This is a genomic window from Curtobacterium sp. MCBA15_007 (assembly GCF_001864905.1).
Classification (GTDB): domain Bacteria; phylum Actinomycetota; class Actinomycetes; order Actinomycetales; family Microbacteriaceae; genus Curtobacterium; species Curtobacterium poinsettiae.
On the sequence record NZ_MJGM01000014.1, the window covers coordinates 73,266 to 88,220 of the forward strand.

Here is a 14,955-nt window from a genome sequence, read left to right on the forward strand (position 1 = left end):
GCGTGACGACCCCGCACCCTTCCGGGCTCGGCCGGCACACGGCCACGTCCCGACCCGACGAGCTCACCGAACTCGAGGCCTCGGGGATCGACCCGGCGTTGCAGCGCCCCGGATCCGGACAGCGGTACCTCGCCGAGGACTGGATGCCGGTGCGCGTGCTGCAGGACGGCAGCATCCTCGTCCTCACCTCCGGCCGAGCCGACGACGCCACCCTCGGCGATGCGCTGTCCGAGGAGCTCGGGGCTCCGGTCACGTTCGTCTCGGTCGACAGCTGGACGCTCCGCCGTGCCGTGCTGAGCCAGTTCCACGGCGCCGTCGCCGACGCTGCCGCGAACGAACTCCACGACCGGAACCCGACGCTCTCCGCCCGCGTCGTCTTCTCGCGGTCGCAGAAGGCCTCGGGCATCGTCCTCGCCGTGATCGCCGTGGCGTGCGGGATCGTCTGGCCCGTCCAGACCGCCATCGCAGCACTGATCGCAGCGAGCCTCGTGTTCCTCGCGGGGACGGGCTTCAAGTTCGTCGTCGCCACGCAGGGCGCCCGCTACGACGTCGTCGAACGGATCACCGACACCGAGGTCGCCGCTCTGGACGACGCCGACCTGCCCGGGTACACGGTCCTGGTCCCCGTGTTCCGCGAGGCGAACATCGTCGCCCAGCTGATCGACAACCTCGGCGGCCTGGACTACCCGGTACACAAGCTCGAGGTCATCATCCTGACCGAGGAAGAGGACCAGGAGACACGGGACGCGATCGCCGCGGCGAACCCACCGCCGCACTTCCGCGTCATCAGCGTGCCGAAGGGGCACCCGCAGACGAAGCCACGTGCCTGCAACGTCGGGCTCTACGTCGCGACCGGCGACTTCCTCGTGATCTACGACGCCGAGGACACCCCCGACCCCGACCAGCTGAAGAAGGCACTGATCGCGTTCGAGCGCGGTGGCGAGGCCACGGTGTGCGTGCAGGCGGCGCTGAACTACTTCAACGCCCGCGAGAACGTCCTCACCCGCATGTTCACGCTGGAGTACTCGTACTGGTTCGACTACATGCTGGCCGGTCTGGACCACGCGTCCCTGCCGATCCCCCTGGGCGGCACGTCGAACCACTTCCGCACGGCGTCGCTCATCGAGCTCGGCGGCTGGGACCCCTACAACGTGACCGAGGACGCCGACCTCGGCATCCGGGCGAGCGCTGTCGGGTACCGGGTGGGCGTCATCAACTCCACCACCATGGAGGAGGCCAACACCTCGGTGCCGAACTTCATCCGGCAGCGGTCCCGGTGGATCAAGGGCTACATGCAGACGAGCCTCGTCCACGCGCGGCGGCCCGTCGCACTGGTCCGTGAGATCGGACTCGTCCGGTTCGCGGCGTTCGTCCTGCTCATCGCAGGTACCCCGGCGACGTTCCTCTGCGTGCTGCCGTTCTACGCGCTCACCGTCGTCACGTTCTTCCTGCCGCGCGAGACCGTCGATGCGCTGTTCCCGGTGTGGGTGCTGTGGCTGTGCCTGTTCAACTTCCTGGTCGGCAACGCGATCATGATCTACCTGTCGATGATGGGCCCGTTCAAGCGCGGGACCTTCCACCTGATCCTCTGGTCGCTCCTGAACCCCGTGTACTGGACGCTGCACTCCATCGCCGCCTACAAGGCGCTCTGGCAGCTCCTGACCCGGCCGCACTACTGGGAGAAGACGGAGCACGGGCTGACGACACAGGGGCCTGCGGCGGACACGACGAGCTGACGGGCAGGCCCTCGGCTCAGCCCACGACGAGCGTTCGTGGCGATCGGGTCCGCGCAAGGGTGACCAGGAGCGTGCCGTAGGCGACCAGGGCAGGCACCAGCATCCACGCTCCGGTCGGGACCATCGAGTAGACGACGAAGAACGCCAGGTAGACGACGAGGTTGATCGCGAGCGTGACCTGCGAAGCCCAGGTCCACATCGCTTTCGTGACGGTGTCGCTCTGATCCTGGAACGACCAGTTCAGCCACGCCCGCGACGACCCCGAGAGCCAGCTCGATCCGTACCCGAGGAGGAAGAAAGCGCCGACCGCCGTCACCACCGTGGTGACGTCCGACGGTCTCGCCACGGCGAGCACCGAAACCGCCAGGAAGCCTGCGGCCAGCGCCACTGCTGAGATCGACGTGGGCACACGGTCGTTCCCGGGGACCAGATCCTGCGCGCGACTCCGTCGCAGGTTGCTGAGAAGCACGACGAGGCCACCGCATCCGTAGGCGGCGAGCATCCATCCGAACGTGGCTTCACCGAGCTTCACCACCTGGAACACGAGGGGCGTCTCGATGATGTTGAGGACCGCGCCCGCGATGAGCAGGAGCATCCACAGCCGCGTGGCGGGTTGTCGCCAGGCCCACAGATCCGCCCCTTCCACACGGACCAGGGCTGCGAATCCCGGCAAGCGGAACCAGCTCCCCCGACGCACCTCGGTCGCCGTCCTCGCTCCGTGTTCGCGAGCCGCCCGCAACGCGCGTCCGACACCGCCGTGGGCCCACATGGCTGCTCCGACGGCGACGAACGTCAGCGCGTTGCACAGCAGCAGCCACGTCGGCCCGATCACCGGGAGCAGAGACCCTCCCACGGCCGGCGCGACGGCGAGGGTGACTGCCGACGTCGCGCTCACCGAGCGGAGCACCGTCGGCCGCTCGGAAGCAGTGACCGACGAGCTCACGAGCGACATCAGGAGCGGATTCGCGACCGCGCGGACGATCATCGTCGACCCCGCGTAGACGTAGACCACCCACAGGTGCTCGACGAAGAACGCCGCGCCGACGGTCATCACGGCCAGGGTGACCTGGCAGCCGATCCACGCCCTGCGGACGCCCTCGATCGGAACGGCTCGAGCGATGTGACCGGCGACGAGCAGTGCCGGGACCGTCTGCGCCAGGAACAGCCCCGCGCTCGCCGTCGACCCGGCCTGGGTCTGCACGTAGACGATCAGCGCCAGGTAGGTGAACCAGTTCCCGATCCCGTACGTCAGCGACACGAGGGGGAAGAAGACGCGCAGGGGCATCGCTCTCCTCCTCACCTCCGCCGAGCCCCGCAGCCGCCGCCGACGTCCCAGCCGGCGTTGGGGCACCTCGGGTTGAGACGACAGTAGGACGCCTGCTCGCGCCTTCCCATGAGGGAGTGGAAAGGGAACCACCCAAGCGGGGCCGACGGCGCTGGTGCGTTGTCGGACCGACCACACGACGGTCTGGAGGCGCGTGGCGGCGCCGCCACGCGCCTCCAGGCCGCCTTCCGGTCACGTCGGGGGCGCGCCGGCGCGTCCCTAGGGTGGTGGGATGCGATCGCTCACCAAGCTCGATGACTGGAGCAGGTCCGACGTCGACGCCGTCTTCGACCTGGCCGACGACTACCGCGACGGCCGAGGGCCCGCGACGGCGGGCTCCGCGGTGATGTTCTTCCCGTCCACGAGCCTGCGGACCCGGGTCACGTTCGAACGGGGCGCGTCCCTGATGGGCCTGCAGCCGATCGTGTTCCCCGACACCACGCTGGACAAGCCGGAAGCGTTGACGGACGTCGCGCAGTACCTGGCTGCGTGGGCTGACATCCTCGTCGTGCGCCATCACGACCTCGCCGTCGTCGAGGGTCTGGCCGCAGCAGCGGCACTGCCCGTGGTGAACGCGATGACCGACGAGAACCACCCCTGCGAGGTGCTGTCGGACCTGTACGCGCTGCGGCAGCGAGGCGACATCTCGTCGCTCCGATACCTGTTCGTGGGTGCTGACGGCAACATCGCTCGGGCGTGGCAGGAAGCGGCTCGGGTCCTGCAGCTCGATCTGGTCCAGTGCTGCCCCGCCGAGCTCGCCTCCCCGGGTGCCGTGTGGACGGACGACCTGGAGACCGCCGTCCGGTCGGCGGACGTGATCCTCACCGACGGCCCCGGTCAGCACGCCCGAGCCCTCGAACCGTTCCGGATCACCGCGGCCCTGCTCGACCTCGCGCCGACAGGGGTGCTGCTCGACCCGTGTCCACCCTTCGTGCGCGGTCGGGAGTTCAGCACCGATGCGCTCGAACACCCTGCCTTCGTCGGGCACGCCTTCAAGGCCGCGCTGCTGCCGGTCCAGCAAGCCGTCATGGCACACTGCCTCGAACTGCCGTCCGCGACGCCGTAGGTTGGCGGCGTGAAGCCGAAGCCGAAGCCTGTCCGACGCAACCCGTGCTGGGCCGTCGCGCTCGTGTACCTGTTCGGGGGCGTGCTCGCGCTCGTCGCCGGTCGGATGCTCCCCTGGCAGGACCAGGACCGTCAGGACCCCGACTACTGATGCACGCGGCCGTCATGGCCGTGTCGGCATCGGGCCGGTTGGGCGGGACAACCCGCCGGTGCGGCCGTCGGACTCGCGTCCGGCTCAACATCGGCTACCGGGCCAACCCGCGTTCGTAGAGGCTGGACGCGAGTTTGCGCCCGCCGTCGAGGGAGGTCACCGTCACAGCGCGAACGTGCCGGAACCCGAGCTGGTCGTAGAAGCGCCGCAAACCCGCGTTGTCCGTCGCGCAGTCGAGACGAACGCAAGCAGCCCCACGGTCGGCAGCTCGTGCCTCGACCCACGCCAGCAGTCGTTGCCCGAGCCTGCTGCCCCGGTGCGTCTGAGCAACAGCCAGCCGGTGCACGTACACCGCGGGACTGCTGTCCGCTCCCCATGTCTCCGGGTCGGAGTCGGACACCGTGACCATCGCCACGATCACCTGGTCCTGGCGCACCACGAAGAGACGCCCCTGCTCTGCGTCGCGCAGGAGAACGGCGTCGGGAACTGGGTCCTGCCACTGGTCGATCCCTCGCGCGCGGAGCCGCTGCCGTGCGCCGTCGATGAGCGCCTGAGCCGCGGAGACATCCGCGGACGTGGCTGTTTCGACCGTCAGTACGTCTCGATCCATGGAACGACGCTACGGGAGCGGCCTCGCCGGAGAGGTGCTGAAGCGCCGCGCGCTCGTGGTCTGATGGCGATAGTTGCTCGAGGTGCAGATCGCACCTGCAAGGTTGTGCTTCGTATTGATATGCAGCACTCTGGCTGGGTTCGCCGTGATCTCGGCGACGACGCGTGGAGGAAGAACATGACGAAGGCCGCTCAACGGGGACGAGCGATGAGCACGCCACGATTCGGGCTCTCGGTGCGCAGAGCCACCACCGTCGCCCTGATGATGGCGACCATCGGTGCCGCCTTGCTCGCGATCGACAACCTGCTCGGATTCGTCAGTGCACACCTCATCGCGGCGGGCTTCGTCACGACCGTCGCGGTGGTCTCCGTGTCGGCCGGGGTGGGAGCCGCTGCGGGCGCCGCGCTCACTCGCGACGGGGCACGCGCACTCCTCGCCGTCGCCGTCGTCGGTTTCGTGGCCGCGCTGTCACCAGCGACCGAGAGCCATATGTGGCTCCCCGTGTCGATCGCGATGCAGGCCCTCGTCCCGTTGGCGTTCGCCGCGGGCGGGTTGCTCGCCCTCCACAGCCAGCGGGAGTTCGCCGCGGTTCGAGCCCTGACGGTGATGCTCCTGGGGCTCGCCGCCGCCTGGATCGTCACTGCGTTCGTCCCGGTGGCGCTCGTGGCGTTCTTGGTCGTGCAGGCGGGCACACTGCTCGTCGCGGCCGTCCTCAGCCTGGAATCCGTTCTTCGCCGGGTCCGGGGTCTTGCGCGTGAGCTGTGGTCGAGCGCGGAGGTGCGTTGAGGGGTCGGCTCACGGCTCCGCTTGACCGCGATGTCGGTGGGCCGCGATGCGCCTTCGACGTGGTTCGGATACGAACCTGCGCCGTGTGATCCACCTGCGGTAGAAAGATGGCGCCGTCTCGCGGGTCGACGACGTGCAGGGCTGAGAGGGAGCGCGTGGTGGCACGTCAGAACAGGACCTCGTCCCGATCGTCCACAGCGCCTGCGCCACACCACGTCAGACGAACCGTCGCAGCCGGTCTGGCGATCGCGGTGTCTGCGGCAGCCCTGATCGGCATCGATGTGATCGCCGGGTCAGCTGCCGGGTCGACCACCTCGACGGTGACGGTCACCCAGGTCACCGCGACGACCACCGCCAGCTCCACCGGCACCGCCGTTCGCACCACCCTCAAGATCAAGAACACTGCCGCCGTGCGGAAGCCGGCTTCCTCCGCTTGGCTGTACCTGTCCGCCGGCACGAAGAAGTACACACTCGGCCGGGTCGCGGTGAAGGCACTCGCCGCTGGTTCGAGCACGTCCGTCACCGCAGTCCGCGGGACGCCCTCCCGTGCCACGGCCGGCGAGTACTCGGTCCTCGCCTGCGCCGGTGCGTACTCGGCGAAGCAGTGCCGCACGTCGACCGCGACCGTCACCACCAAGCCGACGACCCGCGCGCGTCCGGAGACGGGCGTGATGCTCGACGTCGCTCGCGCCTACTACCCCGTGGCGCTGATCAAGCGGTACATCGACCTGCTCGCCGACGACGGTGGGCGCTTCCTGCACCTGCACCTCACCGATGACCAGAACGTCGGGATCGAGAGCACGGTGCTCGGCCAGACCCTCGCCAACGCTGATCTCGACGAAGGCGTGTACACGAGCCGTGTGACCCGTCGTCCGTTCCTGAGCGCCGCGCAGGCACGCACCATCTCCGACTACGCAGCGAGGCGGGGTGTCGCGATCGTGCCCGAGATCGACACTCCGGGCCACATGACTGCGGCATTCGACCTGCTCGAGGCGCAGCACGGCACGAAGTGGGTCGACCGCATCCGTTCGGGCGAGAACGAACTCGACACGTCGACGCCCGGGAGCCTCGCGCTGGCGAAGAAGCTGTACGCAGAGGTGCAGCGGACCTTCCCCGCCAGCCGAACCGTGCACATCGGCGGTGATGAGTGGGGCGACGACGTCTCGGCCGCCGAACGGGTCGCGTGGATGAACGCGATGGCGGCCGCTCTCGGCAACCGCGAGGTCTGGGCCTGGAACGACGGGATCGATCGGGTCGCGGTCGGGCGACTGGACCCGCGCATCCACGTCACGTACTGGAGCTTCGACGGCGACACCGAGGACGCAGCCGAGCGGCGCGAACGGCGAGCGCGGCGGGCGAGTGCGGTCGACCTGCAGCAGGCCGGGATCGACATGCTCAACTACAACTCGTACTACCTGTACGAGGTACCGACCGACCTCGACCCGGCCGACAGCGAGTACACCGTGGCCGACCTCCGCGAGAACTGGTCACTCCGGACGTGGGACGGCGACTCCGGTTCGCTGCTCGCGGCTCCGATGTCGGGCGCCGCCGTCGCGATCTGGGGTGAGGACCTCGAGGACCCGCCATCTGACGCGCTCCTGCGGTGGAGCGCACCGCACGTGACGGCGATGATCGAGACCGCAGCCTCCTGACGGACGCGTGTCGTGCCTCCAGGCCTATCGCCGGACCCGCCGGACCCGCCGGACCCGCCGGACGCGCCGCCTGCCTACCCGAGCGGCTCGACGCCGTAGCTGGTGACCACCGCACGCAACTCGTCCAGGTACGCCTGCGCCTGCACGGTCAGGGGAACCGAGGCGTGCGCGATCCAGCCGATCTCGATGCGTTCGTCGACGTCGAGGGGGATGGCGACGATCTCGGGGTCGAGATCGTCGCTGATGAGTCCGGTGGAGATCGTGTACCCGCCGAGGCCGATCATGAGGTTGAAGATCGTCGCTCGGTCCGAGACGCGGATCTCCCGCTTGCTCGACATCGTCGACAGGATCTCCTCGGCCAGGTAGAAGGAGTTGTTGGCACCCTGGTCGAAGGTGAGCCGCGGCAGGTCGGCGAGGTCCTCGAGGGTCGCGCGCTCCCGTGACGCGAGCGGGTTCCGCCGGGCCACGAAGATGTGCGGCTGCGCGACGAAGAGCGGTGTGAACACGACCCCGGCGTCCCGCAGCAGCTTGCCGAGCACCTGCTTGTTGAAGTCGTTGCGGTAGAGGATGCCCACCTCGCTGCGCAGGGTGCGGACGTCCTCGATGATGTCCCAGGTGCGCGTCTCACGCAGCGAGAACTCGTACTCGTCCGCAGCCGCCGCTTCGACCATCCGGACGAAGGCCTCCACCGCGAACGAGTAGTGCTGGGCGGACACCCCGAGCAGCCGACGCGACCGCTGTCCGCCGACGTACCGCTGCTCGAGCAGGGAGACCTGCTCGACGACCTGCCGGGCGTACCCGAGGAACTCGACGCCGTCGACGGTGAGCACGACCCCTCGGGCCGACCGGGTGAACAGGGGGCGTCCGATCCGCGTCTCCAGGTCCTTCATCGCCGCGGACATCGTCGGCTGCGACACGTAGAGCAGGTCGGCCGCTGCGCTGATCGAGCCCTCCGTTGCGACCTCGATGAAGTACCGGAGCTGCTGCAGGGTGATGTCGTTCGAGACCCGGGCCATAGGCCGAGGCTATACCAGTGCATAGCGTCTCGGTATTACCTGATGGCTCACCATTCCCGCCATGATCGATGCATCCTTCCCACCGCGCCCACGGGCCGCTCGACGAACAGATTGCCGACCATGGCGAACGACCTCACCTTCAGCATCACCCGGACCCGGTTCGACGAGGACTACTCCCCCGCCGGCAACTCCCGGCTGACCACGAACTTCGCCAACCTGGCGCGCGGCGAGCGCCGTCAGCAGAACCTCCGTGCTGCGCTGGCGATGATCGACGGGCGCGCGAACGAGCTGGCCGCGGCGCACGACCGCTACCGTCTGCAGCTCGACATCGTCTCGGTGGCGCTGGAGTTCTCAGACAGCGGGTCGGACGCCGAGTTCCCGCTGCTCGAGATGCTCGACGTCACGATCGTCGACGAGCACACCGGCGAGCGCCACCGCGGGATCCTCGGCAACAACTTCTCGTCGTACTTGCGCGACTACGACTTCTCGGTGCTGCTGCCGTCGTCCCCGGGCTTGCCGTCTGACTTCGGGGCGCTGCACGGGGCACTCTTCCAGCGCTTCCTGGAGTCCTCCGCGTTCCACTCGAATTTCAGTGCCGAGCCCGTCGTCTGCATCAGCGTCTCGACGAGCCAGACCTACCGCCGGAACGGGTACGTCCACCCGGTGCTCGGCGCCGAGTACGAGCACGAGCACTCCTCGCTCACCGACGACTACTTCGGCCGGATGGGCATGCGGGTCCGGTACTTCCAGCCCGCCGGGGCGGCTGCCCCGCTCGCGTTCTACACGCGCGGGGACCTGACCGGCGACTACACGGACCTCCAGCTCGTCGGCACGATCGCCACCATGGAGACCTTCCAGAAGATCTACCGCCCGGAGGTCTACGCCGCGAACACCCCGGCCGGCAGCACCTACCGCCCCACCCTCGACCACACCGACTTCACGCCGACCCCGGTGACGTACGACCGCGAGGAGCGCAGCCGCCTCGGGATCACGCAGGGCCGGTGGACCGAGGAACACCTGGTGCGGCCGCACCACGCACGCCTCGCCCGGTGGGCTGACCTCGCCCTCGCGCGCTGACTTCCTCTGCCCTTCGACTGACTGGACCATCACACCCATGCGTTCTCTCCTCCCCACCTCGATCGTCGGCAGCCTGCCGAAACCGTCCTGGCTCGCCGAGCCCGAACGGCTCTGGTCCCCCTGGGAGCTGCAGGGTGCGGCACTGACCGAGGGCAAGCAGGACGCCCTCCGGTCCGCCGTCCACGAGCAGGAGCGCCGTGGCATCGACATCGTCAGCGACGGCGAGCAGACCCGCCAGCACTTCGTCACGACGTTCATCGAGCACCTGGACGGCGTCGACCTGGAGCGCAAGGAAACCGTCCGCATCCGCGACCGCTACGACGCGGCCGTCCCGACCGTCGTCGGTGCCGTGAGCCGTCGGAAGCCGGTCTTCGTCGAGGACGCGAAGTTCCTGCGGGCTCAGACGGATCGCCCCATCAAGTGGGCGCTCCCCGGCCCGATGACGATGATCGACACGCTCTCCGACCAGCACTACAAGAGCCGCGAGAAGCTGGCGTGGGAGTTCGCCACGATCCTCAACCAAGAGGCCCGGGAACTGCAGGACGCCGGCGTCGACATCATCCAGTTCGACGAGCCCGCCTTCACCGTCTTCCACGACGAGGTGCAGGACTGGGGCGTGGCCGCGCTCGAGCGCGCAGCCGAGGGCCTGCGCGCCGAGACCGTCGTACACATCTGTTACGGCTACGGCATCGAGGCGAACAACAAGTGGAAGGAGACCCTCGGCGCCGAGTGGCGGCAGTACGAGCAGTCCTTCCCGCTGCTGCAGCAGTCGTCGATCGACATCGTCTCGCTCGAGTGCATCCACTCGCACGTTCCGCTTGAACTCGTCGAGCTCATCCGTGGCAAGAAGGTCATGCTCGGGGCGATCGACGTCGCGACCGAGACCGTGGAGACCCCGGAAGAGGTCGCGGAGGTGCTGCGTCGGGCGCTCGAGTTCGTCGATGCGGACAAGCTCATCCCCAGCTCCAACTGCGGGATGGCACCCCTGGCGCGGGGCGCGGCGCTGGACAAGCTCGGCGCACTGTCCGCGGGAGCGGACATCGTCCGGGCTGAGCTCGTCGGCGCGGCGGTCCCGTCGGGGCGCTGACCACTGCGAGACACCACGGCGGCTCTCTTCCGGAAGGAGGAGAGTCGCCGTTCGTGTTGCGTCCGCCGCGTGCGCGGCTCCCGATCCGGCCTGGAGGCGCGGCTTCCCCCCGGACGACAGGGTGCGTTGGTACTGGTGTCGCGACCCGAACCCGAACCCGAACCCGAACCCGAACAGCGTTAGCGGGTTTTACAAGCGTCGTATTTTCCATCAGTCAATATGTTGCGCTTCAAACTTCACATCATGTACGTTCATACCGAGCGCGGAGGGGCCGCGCGAGAAGGGGGCTTCGATGTCGAAGTTCATGATTACGGCTGCGGCCGTGATGGTCACCGTTTCCGCTGCAGCCACAGTGCCGGCGCTACCGGCCCACGCAACGTCACCGACAACGCAGCATCAGGTCGCTGCCGAGCGGGCTGCGCTCTCTGACCGCAACGTGATCGAGCTGTTCACCGGCCAGGGACGGATCATCGCCGAGCACCCGGAGCTTGCAAAGTACGTACCAAGCGGCGAGCAGAAGCTGACAGCTGCGCAAATCTCCGCCGTGACTGCGGAGTATCAGAACGCCTACCCGCAGTTTCACGAGAACATCACCGTCCCGCTGCAGAGCGGCGACCCGTACCGAGTTCTCGACGCGCTGCACGCATTCGAAACCGCAACCGAACGCATCGCAACCTCGGAATCCGCCACCATCACCGGCGACGGCAAGTGCGCCCTGCTGGTCGCCGTTGCTGTCGCTGCAACGCTGTGGTTGGGCGTCCTTGTCTGGGTCGCGGGCCGATCCGGCTCCGCCCTGACCGAGGAACAGTTCGCGGCCGAGCTGACGGCTGCTTTGCCGTCGAGCAACTGACAAGAACCTCGAGAGGAAAAACCTTCGATGTCGAAGATCATGATCGCGGCTGCGGCCGTGATGGTCACCGTTTCCGCTGCAATCACGGTGCCGGCGCTGCCTGCCCAGGCAGCAACACCGACGACGCATCACCTCGCCGCCGAGCGAGCCCCGCTCTCCGATCGGAACGTGATCGAGCTGTTCACCGGGCAGGGGCGGGTCATCGCTGAGCACCCAGAGCTTGTCAAGTACGTACCGAGCGGCGAGCAGAAGCTGACAGCTGCGCAGATCTCCGCCGTAACCAAGGAGTACCAGAACGCCTACCCGCAGTTTCACGACAACATCACCGTCCCGCTGCAGAGCGGCGACCCGTACCGGGTGCTCGATGCGCTGCACGCATTTGAAACCGCGACCAACCTCATCGCCACCTCGGACTCTGCCACCATCACCGGCGACGGCAAGTGCCTCGTCGTCGTCGCAGTCGGCGTCCTGGTCTGGGCGGCTGTTTCCGTGAAGGTGAAGTTGTGGCCGAAGTCAGGAAACCGCGATTCGAGTGCTGCCTTTGCCTCGGAGCTAACTCTCGCCCTGCGGTGATGAGTTCGGAACGAGCGCTCTGGCCGTTCGCCACGACGGTCGTGGTGCTGATGAGTTGGACGGCGCTCACCATCGTGCAGTCGCTGTCCCCACACGCGTTGTCGAGTCGTGAACCTGTCGCCGTGGCGGTCCGAGATGCTGTGCTGGCGATAGCGCCACAGCGCTGGGAGTTCTTCACTGCGTCGTCAAAGGGCCGGCAGTACGTCGCCTACCGCACGCAGACAAGCGAATCGGCGCTTTCGCTGCCGCAAGGCAAAGAAGCGAACATGTTCGGCGTCTCGCGCGCGCAGCGTGCGCAGGGTCCTGAGCTAGCAGCGCTGCATCAGCAGGTGGCGAACTGGAAGAAGTGCGTGGACAAGTCTGCGTCTCAGAAGTGCATCCGGCAGGCAGCCGAAGAGCGACCGCAGGCTCTGAGGAATGGGGCGAAGCGGAAGACTCTCTGCGGAGATCTCCTCCTCGCTCAGGAGAAGGCGACTCCGTTCGAGTTCCGTAGCTTCGATCTCCCGAATTTCCGGGTGCTGCAGGCTGCACGTGTGGAGGTGTCGTGCAACTGATCTTTGCTGAGGTGAGCGCTCCCCGACTGCGGCGCACTCTCCGCGGGTTGGACCTTCAGACGCTCCGCTTCAGCGGCTTTCGCGGGACGCTCGTGCTGGCTCAACTCACGATCCTCGTGGCAACGCCGTACGACGCGTTGATGCAGACTCTGGTGGGAAGCGGAGCCGGACCGGTTTGTGATGGGCTTCGAAACGCTTCGACATACTGCCTTGGACGATCCTTGCCCGATGCGCTCGTCACATCCGCCATGGTCATGATCCTCATCGGGGTTGCGGCTGGGGTTGCGCCGACCGTGATGGCGATCCTGCACGCGTGGGTTGCGTTCTCGATCGCTGGGTCGATCTCGCTCCCCGACGGGGGCGACCAAGCGGCCGCGGTGTGCACCCTGCTCCTCGTCGCCGTCAGTTTCGCCGACCGACGTCGCTGGCTGCTCGGTCCGCCGCATACCGTTGCGAACTGGCGCCGACAAGTGGCGCTCGCAGGTCTCATGGTCATGCGAGTGCAGGTCACTGCGATCTACTTCAACGCCGCGATCGCCAAGCTGTTCGCGCCCGAATGGGTCAACGGCACAGCCGAGTACTACGTCCTTCGGGACCCGTTCTTCGGGGCGAGCGGACCGCTTGCTCCTGTCCTACAAGCTGCAACAACGCTGCCCGCTGTGACGGTGGGCGTGACCTGGGGTGCGGTGATAGTGGAGATCGCGATCGGTGTGCTGATTCTGTGTGGCCCGCGAAGTCGTTCGATTGCCTTGGTCCTGTGCGTGGTGCTGCACGGGGCGATCATCATCACGATGGGGCTCTGGAGCTTCGGGCTGATCATGATTGCGATCGTCGGCATCGCCGCGATGCCGTACACGCCGCATGAGCAGACGCACCAGTTCTGGTCCCGCCTCGGCAGAAGGCAGCACGGTACCGTGCACAGCCCTAGCGTGAATGGCGCTGGGGTCCGGTGAGCGCGCAGCACGTGCGTAGCGCGTCTCTTGGCTCCCTCGCCGCGGCCGTCCCCGTCTTCATCGAGATCGCAGTCACGAGTGCGTGGTGGAACCGACTCCCCGATCGGATCGCTACGACCTTCGGTCCTGACGGCAGCCCAGGCGGATACGGGACCCCGTTGGGGACGGTGAGCCTTCTCGCTGCCGTGCAGACCCTCTTTCTCGTCGCTGCGGTCGGATCTGCCTTCGCTCGAGAGCGGCGGAAAGGTCGGATCGCCTGCGCGGTCACCGCTGGATTCATCGCCGCTGTGGCGATCAGTTGGCTGATCATCGCGGGAGTCGCGGCCTCGACCTTGGCACCAGAAGCTTGGTGGGCAATCCTGGCGGGCCCGGCGTGGGCAGTCGTTCCGTACTGGCTGCTACGACTCGACAAGGAGGCACCATGAGGGAGATCAGGGCGCGAAAGAACGAGAGCGAGACCGCAGCTGGGAGGTCGCGGGGCACTCGGTGGGGTGCGGTCAGCGTGTTCGTGTGCCTGGCCTACGGTGCGGCGTGGGTGTTGCTCTGGCCAGCGATCCAGGCGAGCGCGGACCTCTCGGACCCCGTCGGGAACCCTGGTGCGTACATCGCGACCGTGGCGATGATGTTCACACCGGGCCTCGCAGCGCTGCTGGTCGCGGTCACGCTCGAACGTCGCCGCGGGAAAGCGATCCTGGTTGCGCTCGGGCTGGCTGGCTTCTTCACGCGTCGAGGCTGGCGCTTCGCTCTCGCAGGCATCGCCGGAGCTGCTGTGCTGATCTCCGGCAGCTGGGGCCTCGGGATGCTGTTCGGGTGGGTGCAGCTCGACCCCGAACACTCCATGGCGAAAGAACTCATCGTTCGAGTCACGGGCGAGCAACCGCCGATGCCGATGGCGCTCCTGGCGCTGCTGCAACTGCTGAACCTCCCGATCGGGATTGCCATCACCGCGATCGCTGCGACCGGCGAAGAAGTCGGTTGGCGCGGCTGGCTCCTCCCGAAACTGCTGCCGCTCGGCACTGGATGGGCGCTGTGCGTGAGCGGCGCGATCTGGGGTCTCTGGCACGCTCCCGCGATCCTGCTCGGCCTGAACTACGAGGAACGCAATCCCCTCGGGATCATCATGATGATGATCGGCTGTGTCGGCGCGGGCGTGCTGATCGGCTGGCTTCGGCTTGCGAGTGGATCGCTTCTGCCCTGCGTGCTCGCCCATGCGGCACTCAACAGCTTCGCCTCGTACCAGTCCATGCTCTTCCCGCCTTTCGACGAACGCCTTGTCGGGCCGCTCGCCATCACCGGATGGGTCGTCATGGCGCTCTTGATCGCGGCGTGCGTGTTGCGGGCAACTCGACTTCGCCAGCGACACGGCTCGCAACTGGGCAGGCCCGTGGTCCGCAGCACCGAGCTGTTCCAGTCGCCGGGCGAACGCCCGAGGGACTGAGCGGACCACCGCAGCCTCGGACCCGGAGGGTCGGGTCCCTCCGGCCTGAAGGTCGGCGTCTGCGAAGCGTCAGATTCGAGGGC

16 protein-coding genes are annotated in these 14,955 nt (G+C 67.6%); 13 read left to right on the forward strand and 3 right to left on the reverse strand.

Features of this window, described 5'->3' with window-relative positions:
- Nucleotides 1-2: 2 nt before the first annotated feature.
- Nucleotides 3-1,736, forward strand: a complete 1,734-nt coding sequence (locus BIU95_RS07755) for a glycosyltransferase (protein WP_071251280.1) — start codon at nt 3-5, stop codon at nt 1,734-1,736.
- 16 nt (nt 1,737-1,752) lie between these two features.
- Here the strand turns inward: BIU95_RS07755 and BIU95_RS07760 are convergent, their stop codons facing one another.
- Nucleotides 1,753-3,021, reverse strand: coding sequence for an MFS transporter (locus tag BIU95_RS07760; protein ID WP_071251282.1), 1,269 nt, complete (start codon nt 3,019-3,021; stop codon nt 1,753-1,755).
- Nucleotides 3,022-3,292: 271 nt separating this feature from the next.
- On the opposite strand from BIU95_RS07760, the gene BIU95_RS07765 reads away from it, so the two are divergent.
- Both BIU95_RS07765 and BIU95_RS18600 read left to right on the forward strand, forming a co-directional pair.
- Nucleotides 3,293-4,126 carry an ornithine carbamoyltransferase gene (locus BIU95_RS07765; RefSeq protein WP_071251284.1) on the forward strand — a complete coding sequence of 278 codons (834 nt, stop codon included), beginning with the start codon at nt 3,293-3,295 and terminating at the stop codon, nt 4,124-4,126.
- A gap of 9 nt (nt 4,127-4,135) precedes the next feature.
- Nucleotides 4,136-4,276, forward strand: a complete 141-nt coding sequence (locus BIU95_RS18600; RefSeq protein WP_156463817.1) for a hypothetical protein — start codon at nt 4,136-4,138, stop codon at nt 4,274-4,276.
- Nucleotides 4,277-4,370: 94 nt separating this feature from the next.
- On the opposite strand, the gene BIU95_RS07770 is transcribed toward BIU95_RS18600, so the two are convergent.
- Nucleotides 4,371-4,886, reverse strand: a complete 516-nt coding sequence (locus BIU95_RS07770) for a GNAT family N-acetyltransferase (RefSeq protein ID WP_071251286.1) — start codon at nt 4,884-4,886, stop codon at nt 4,371-4,373.
- 207 nt (nt 4,887-5,093) lie between these two features.
- Between BIU95_RS07770 and BIU95_RS07775 the strand changes: the two genes are divergently transcribed.
- Together BIU95_RS07775 and BIU95_RS07780 are read left to right on the forward strand one after the other, a co-directional pair.
- Nucleotides 5,094-5,672 carry a hypothetical protein gene (locus BIU95_RS07775; RefSeq protein ID WP_071251287.1) on the forward strand — a complete coding sequence of 193 codons (579 nt, stop codon included), beginning with the start codon at nt 5,094-5,096 and terminating at the stop codon, nt 5,670-5,672.
- Between the two features lie 251 nt (nt 5,673-5,923).
- Nucleotides 5,924-7,324: a family 20 glycosylhydrolase gene (locus tag BIU95_RS07780; protein WP_071251289.1), complete on the forward strand. Its 1,401-nt coding sequence runs from the start codon at nt 5,924-5,926 to the stop codon at nt 7,322-7,324.
- Nucleotides 7,325-7,398: 74 nt separating this feature from the next.
- Here BIU95_RS07780 and BIU95_RS07785 read toward each other — a convergent pair whose 3' ends face one another.
- Nucleotides 7,399-8,340: a LysR family transcriptional regulator gene (locus BIU95_RS07785; RefSeq protein WP_056069929.1), complete on the reverse strand. Its 942-nt coding sequence runs from the start codon at nt 8,338-8,340 to the stop codon at nt 7,399-7,401.
- Nucleotides 8,341-8,460: 120 nt separating this feature from the next.
- On the opposite strand from BIU95_RS07785, the gene BIU95_RS07790 reads away from it, so the two are divergent.
- From BIU95_RS07790 to BIU95_RS07820, 8 genes are all read left to right on the forward strand, one after another.
- Complete coding sequence (locus BIU95_RS07790; RefSeq protein ID WP_071251291.1) at nt 8,461-9,417, forward strand: putative oxygenase MesX; 957 nt, start codon at nt 8,461-8,463, stop codon at nt 9,415-9,417.
- 37 nt (nt 9,418-9,454) lie between these two features.
- Complete coding sequence (locus tag BIU95_RS07795; protein WP_071251293.1) at nt 9,455-10,504, forward strand: methionine synthase; 1,050 nt, start codon at nt 9,455-9,457, stop codon at nt 10,502-10,504.
- Between the two features lie 292 nt (nt 10,505-10,796).
- Nucleotides 10,797-11,354 (forward strand): hypothetical protein, encoded by a 558-nt coding sequence (locus BIU95_RS07800; RefSeq protein WP_071251295.1) that lies wholly within the window; start codon nt 10,797-10,799, stop codon nt 11,352-11,354.
- Between the two features lie 27 nt (nt 11,355-11,381).
- Nucleotides 11,382-11,927, forward strand: coding sequence for a hypothetical protein (locus BIU95_RS07805; RefSeq protein WP_071251297.1), 546 nt, complete (start codon nt 11,382-11,384; stop codon nt 11,925-11,927).
- Nucleotides 11,927-12,481 (forward strand): SdpA family antimicrobial peptide system protein, encoded by a 555-nt coding sequence (locus BIU95_RS07810; RefSeq protein ID WP_139179697.1) that lies wholly within the window; start codon nt 11,927-11,929, stop codon nt 12,479-12,481. Before BIU95_RS07805 ends, BIU95_RS07810 begins: the two co-directional genes overlap by 1 nt.
- Complete coding sequence (locus BIU95_RS07815) at nt 12,472-13,434, forward strand: sporulation-delaying protein SdpB family protein (RefSeq protein ID WP_083389297.1); 963 nt, start codon at nt 12,472-12,474, stop codon at nt 13,432-13,434. The genes BIU95_RS07810 and BIU95_RS07815 overlap by 10 nt, the downstream gene beginning before the upstream one ends.
- A gap of 11 nt (nt 13,435-13,445) precedes the next feature.
- Complete coding sequence (locus BIU95_RS19210; RefSeq protein ID WP_368086288.1) at nt 13,446-13,859, forward strand: DUF1648 domain-containing protein; 414 nt, start codon at nt 13,446-13,448, stop codon at nt 13,857-13,859.
- Nucleotides 13,860-14,053: 194 nt separating this feature from the next.
- A complete protein-coding gene (locus BIU95_RS07820) occupies nt 14,054-14,872 on the forward strand; it encodes a CPBP family intramembrane glutamic endopeptidase (RefSeq protein ID WP_254783320.1) in 819 nt (272 codons plus the stop codon).
- Nucleotides 14,873-14,955: the final 83 nt, after the last annotated feature.

Bases quoted from the DNA above. Each gene is read 5' to 3' on its own strand.
- BIU95_RS07760 (WP_071251282.1), bottom strand. From the start codon at position 3,021: ATGCCCCTGCGCGTCTTCTTCCCCCTCGTGTCGCTGACGTACGGGATC.
- BIU95_RS07765 (WP_071251284.1), top strand. From the start codon at position 3,293: ATGCGATCGCTCACCAAGCTCGATGACTGGAGCAGGTCCGACGTCGAC.
- BIU95_RS07770 (WP_071251286.1), bottom strand. From the start codon at position 4,886: ATGGATCGAGACGTACTGACGGTCGAAACAGCCACGTCCGCGGATGTC.
- BIU95_RS07775 (WP_071251287.1), top strand. From the start codon at position 5,094: ATGAGCACGCCACGATTCGGGCTCTCGGTGCGCAGAGCCACCACCGTC.
- BIU95_RS07785 (WP_056069929.1), bottom strand. From the start codon at position 8,340: ATGGCCCGGGTCTCGAACGACATCACCCTGCAGCAGCTCCGGTACTTC.
- BIU95_RS07790 (WP_071251291.1), top strand. From the start codon at position 8,461: ATGGCGAACGACCTCACCTTCAGCATCACCCGGACCCGGTTCGACGAG.
- BIU95_RS07795 (WP_071251293.1), top strand. From the start codon at position 9,455: ATGCGTTCTCTCCTCCCCACCTCGATCGTCGGCAGCCTGCCGAAACCG.
- BIU95_RS07800 (WP_071251295.1), top strand. From the start codon at position 10,797: ATGTCGAAGTTCATGATTACGGCTGCGGCCGTGATGGTCACCGTTTCC.
- BIU95_RS07805 (WP_071251297.1), top strand. From the start codon at position 11,382: ATGTCGAAGATCATGATCGCGGCTGCGGCCGTGATGGTCACCGTTTCC.
- BIU95_RS07810 (WP_139179697.1), top strand. From the start codon at position 11,927: ATGAGTTCGGAACGAGCGCTCTGGCCGTTCGCCACGACGGTCGTGGTG.
- BIU95_RS07820 (WP_254783320.1), top strand. From the start codon at position 14,054: ATGATGTTCACACCGGGCCTCGCAGCGCTGCTGGTCGCGGTCACGCTC.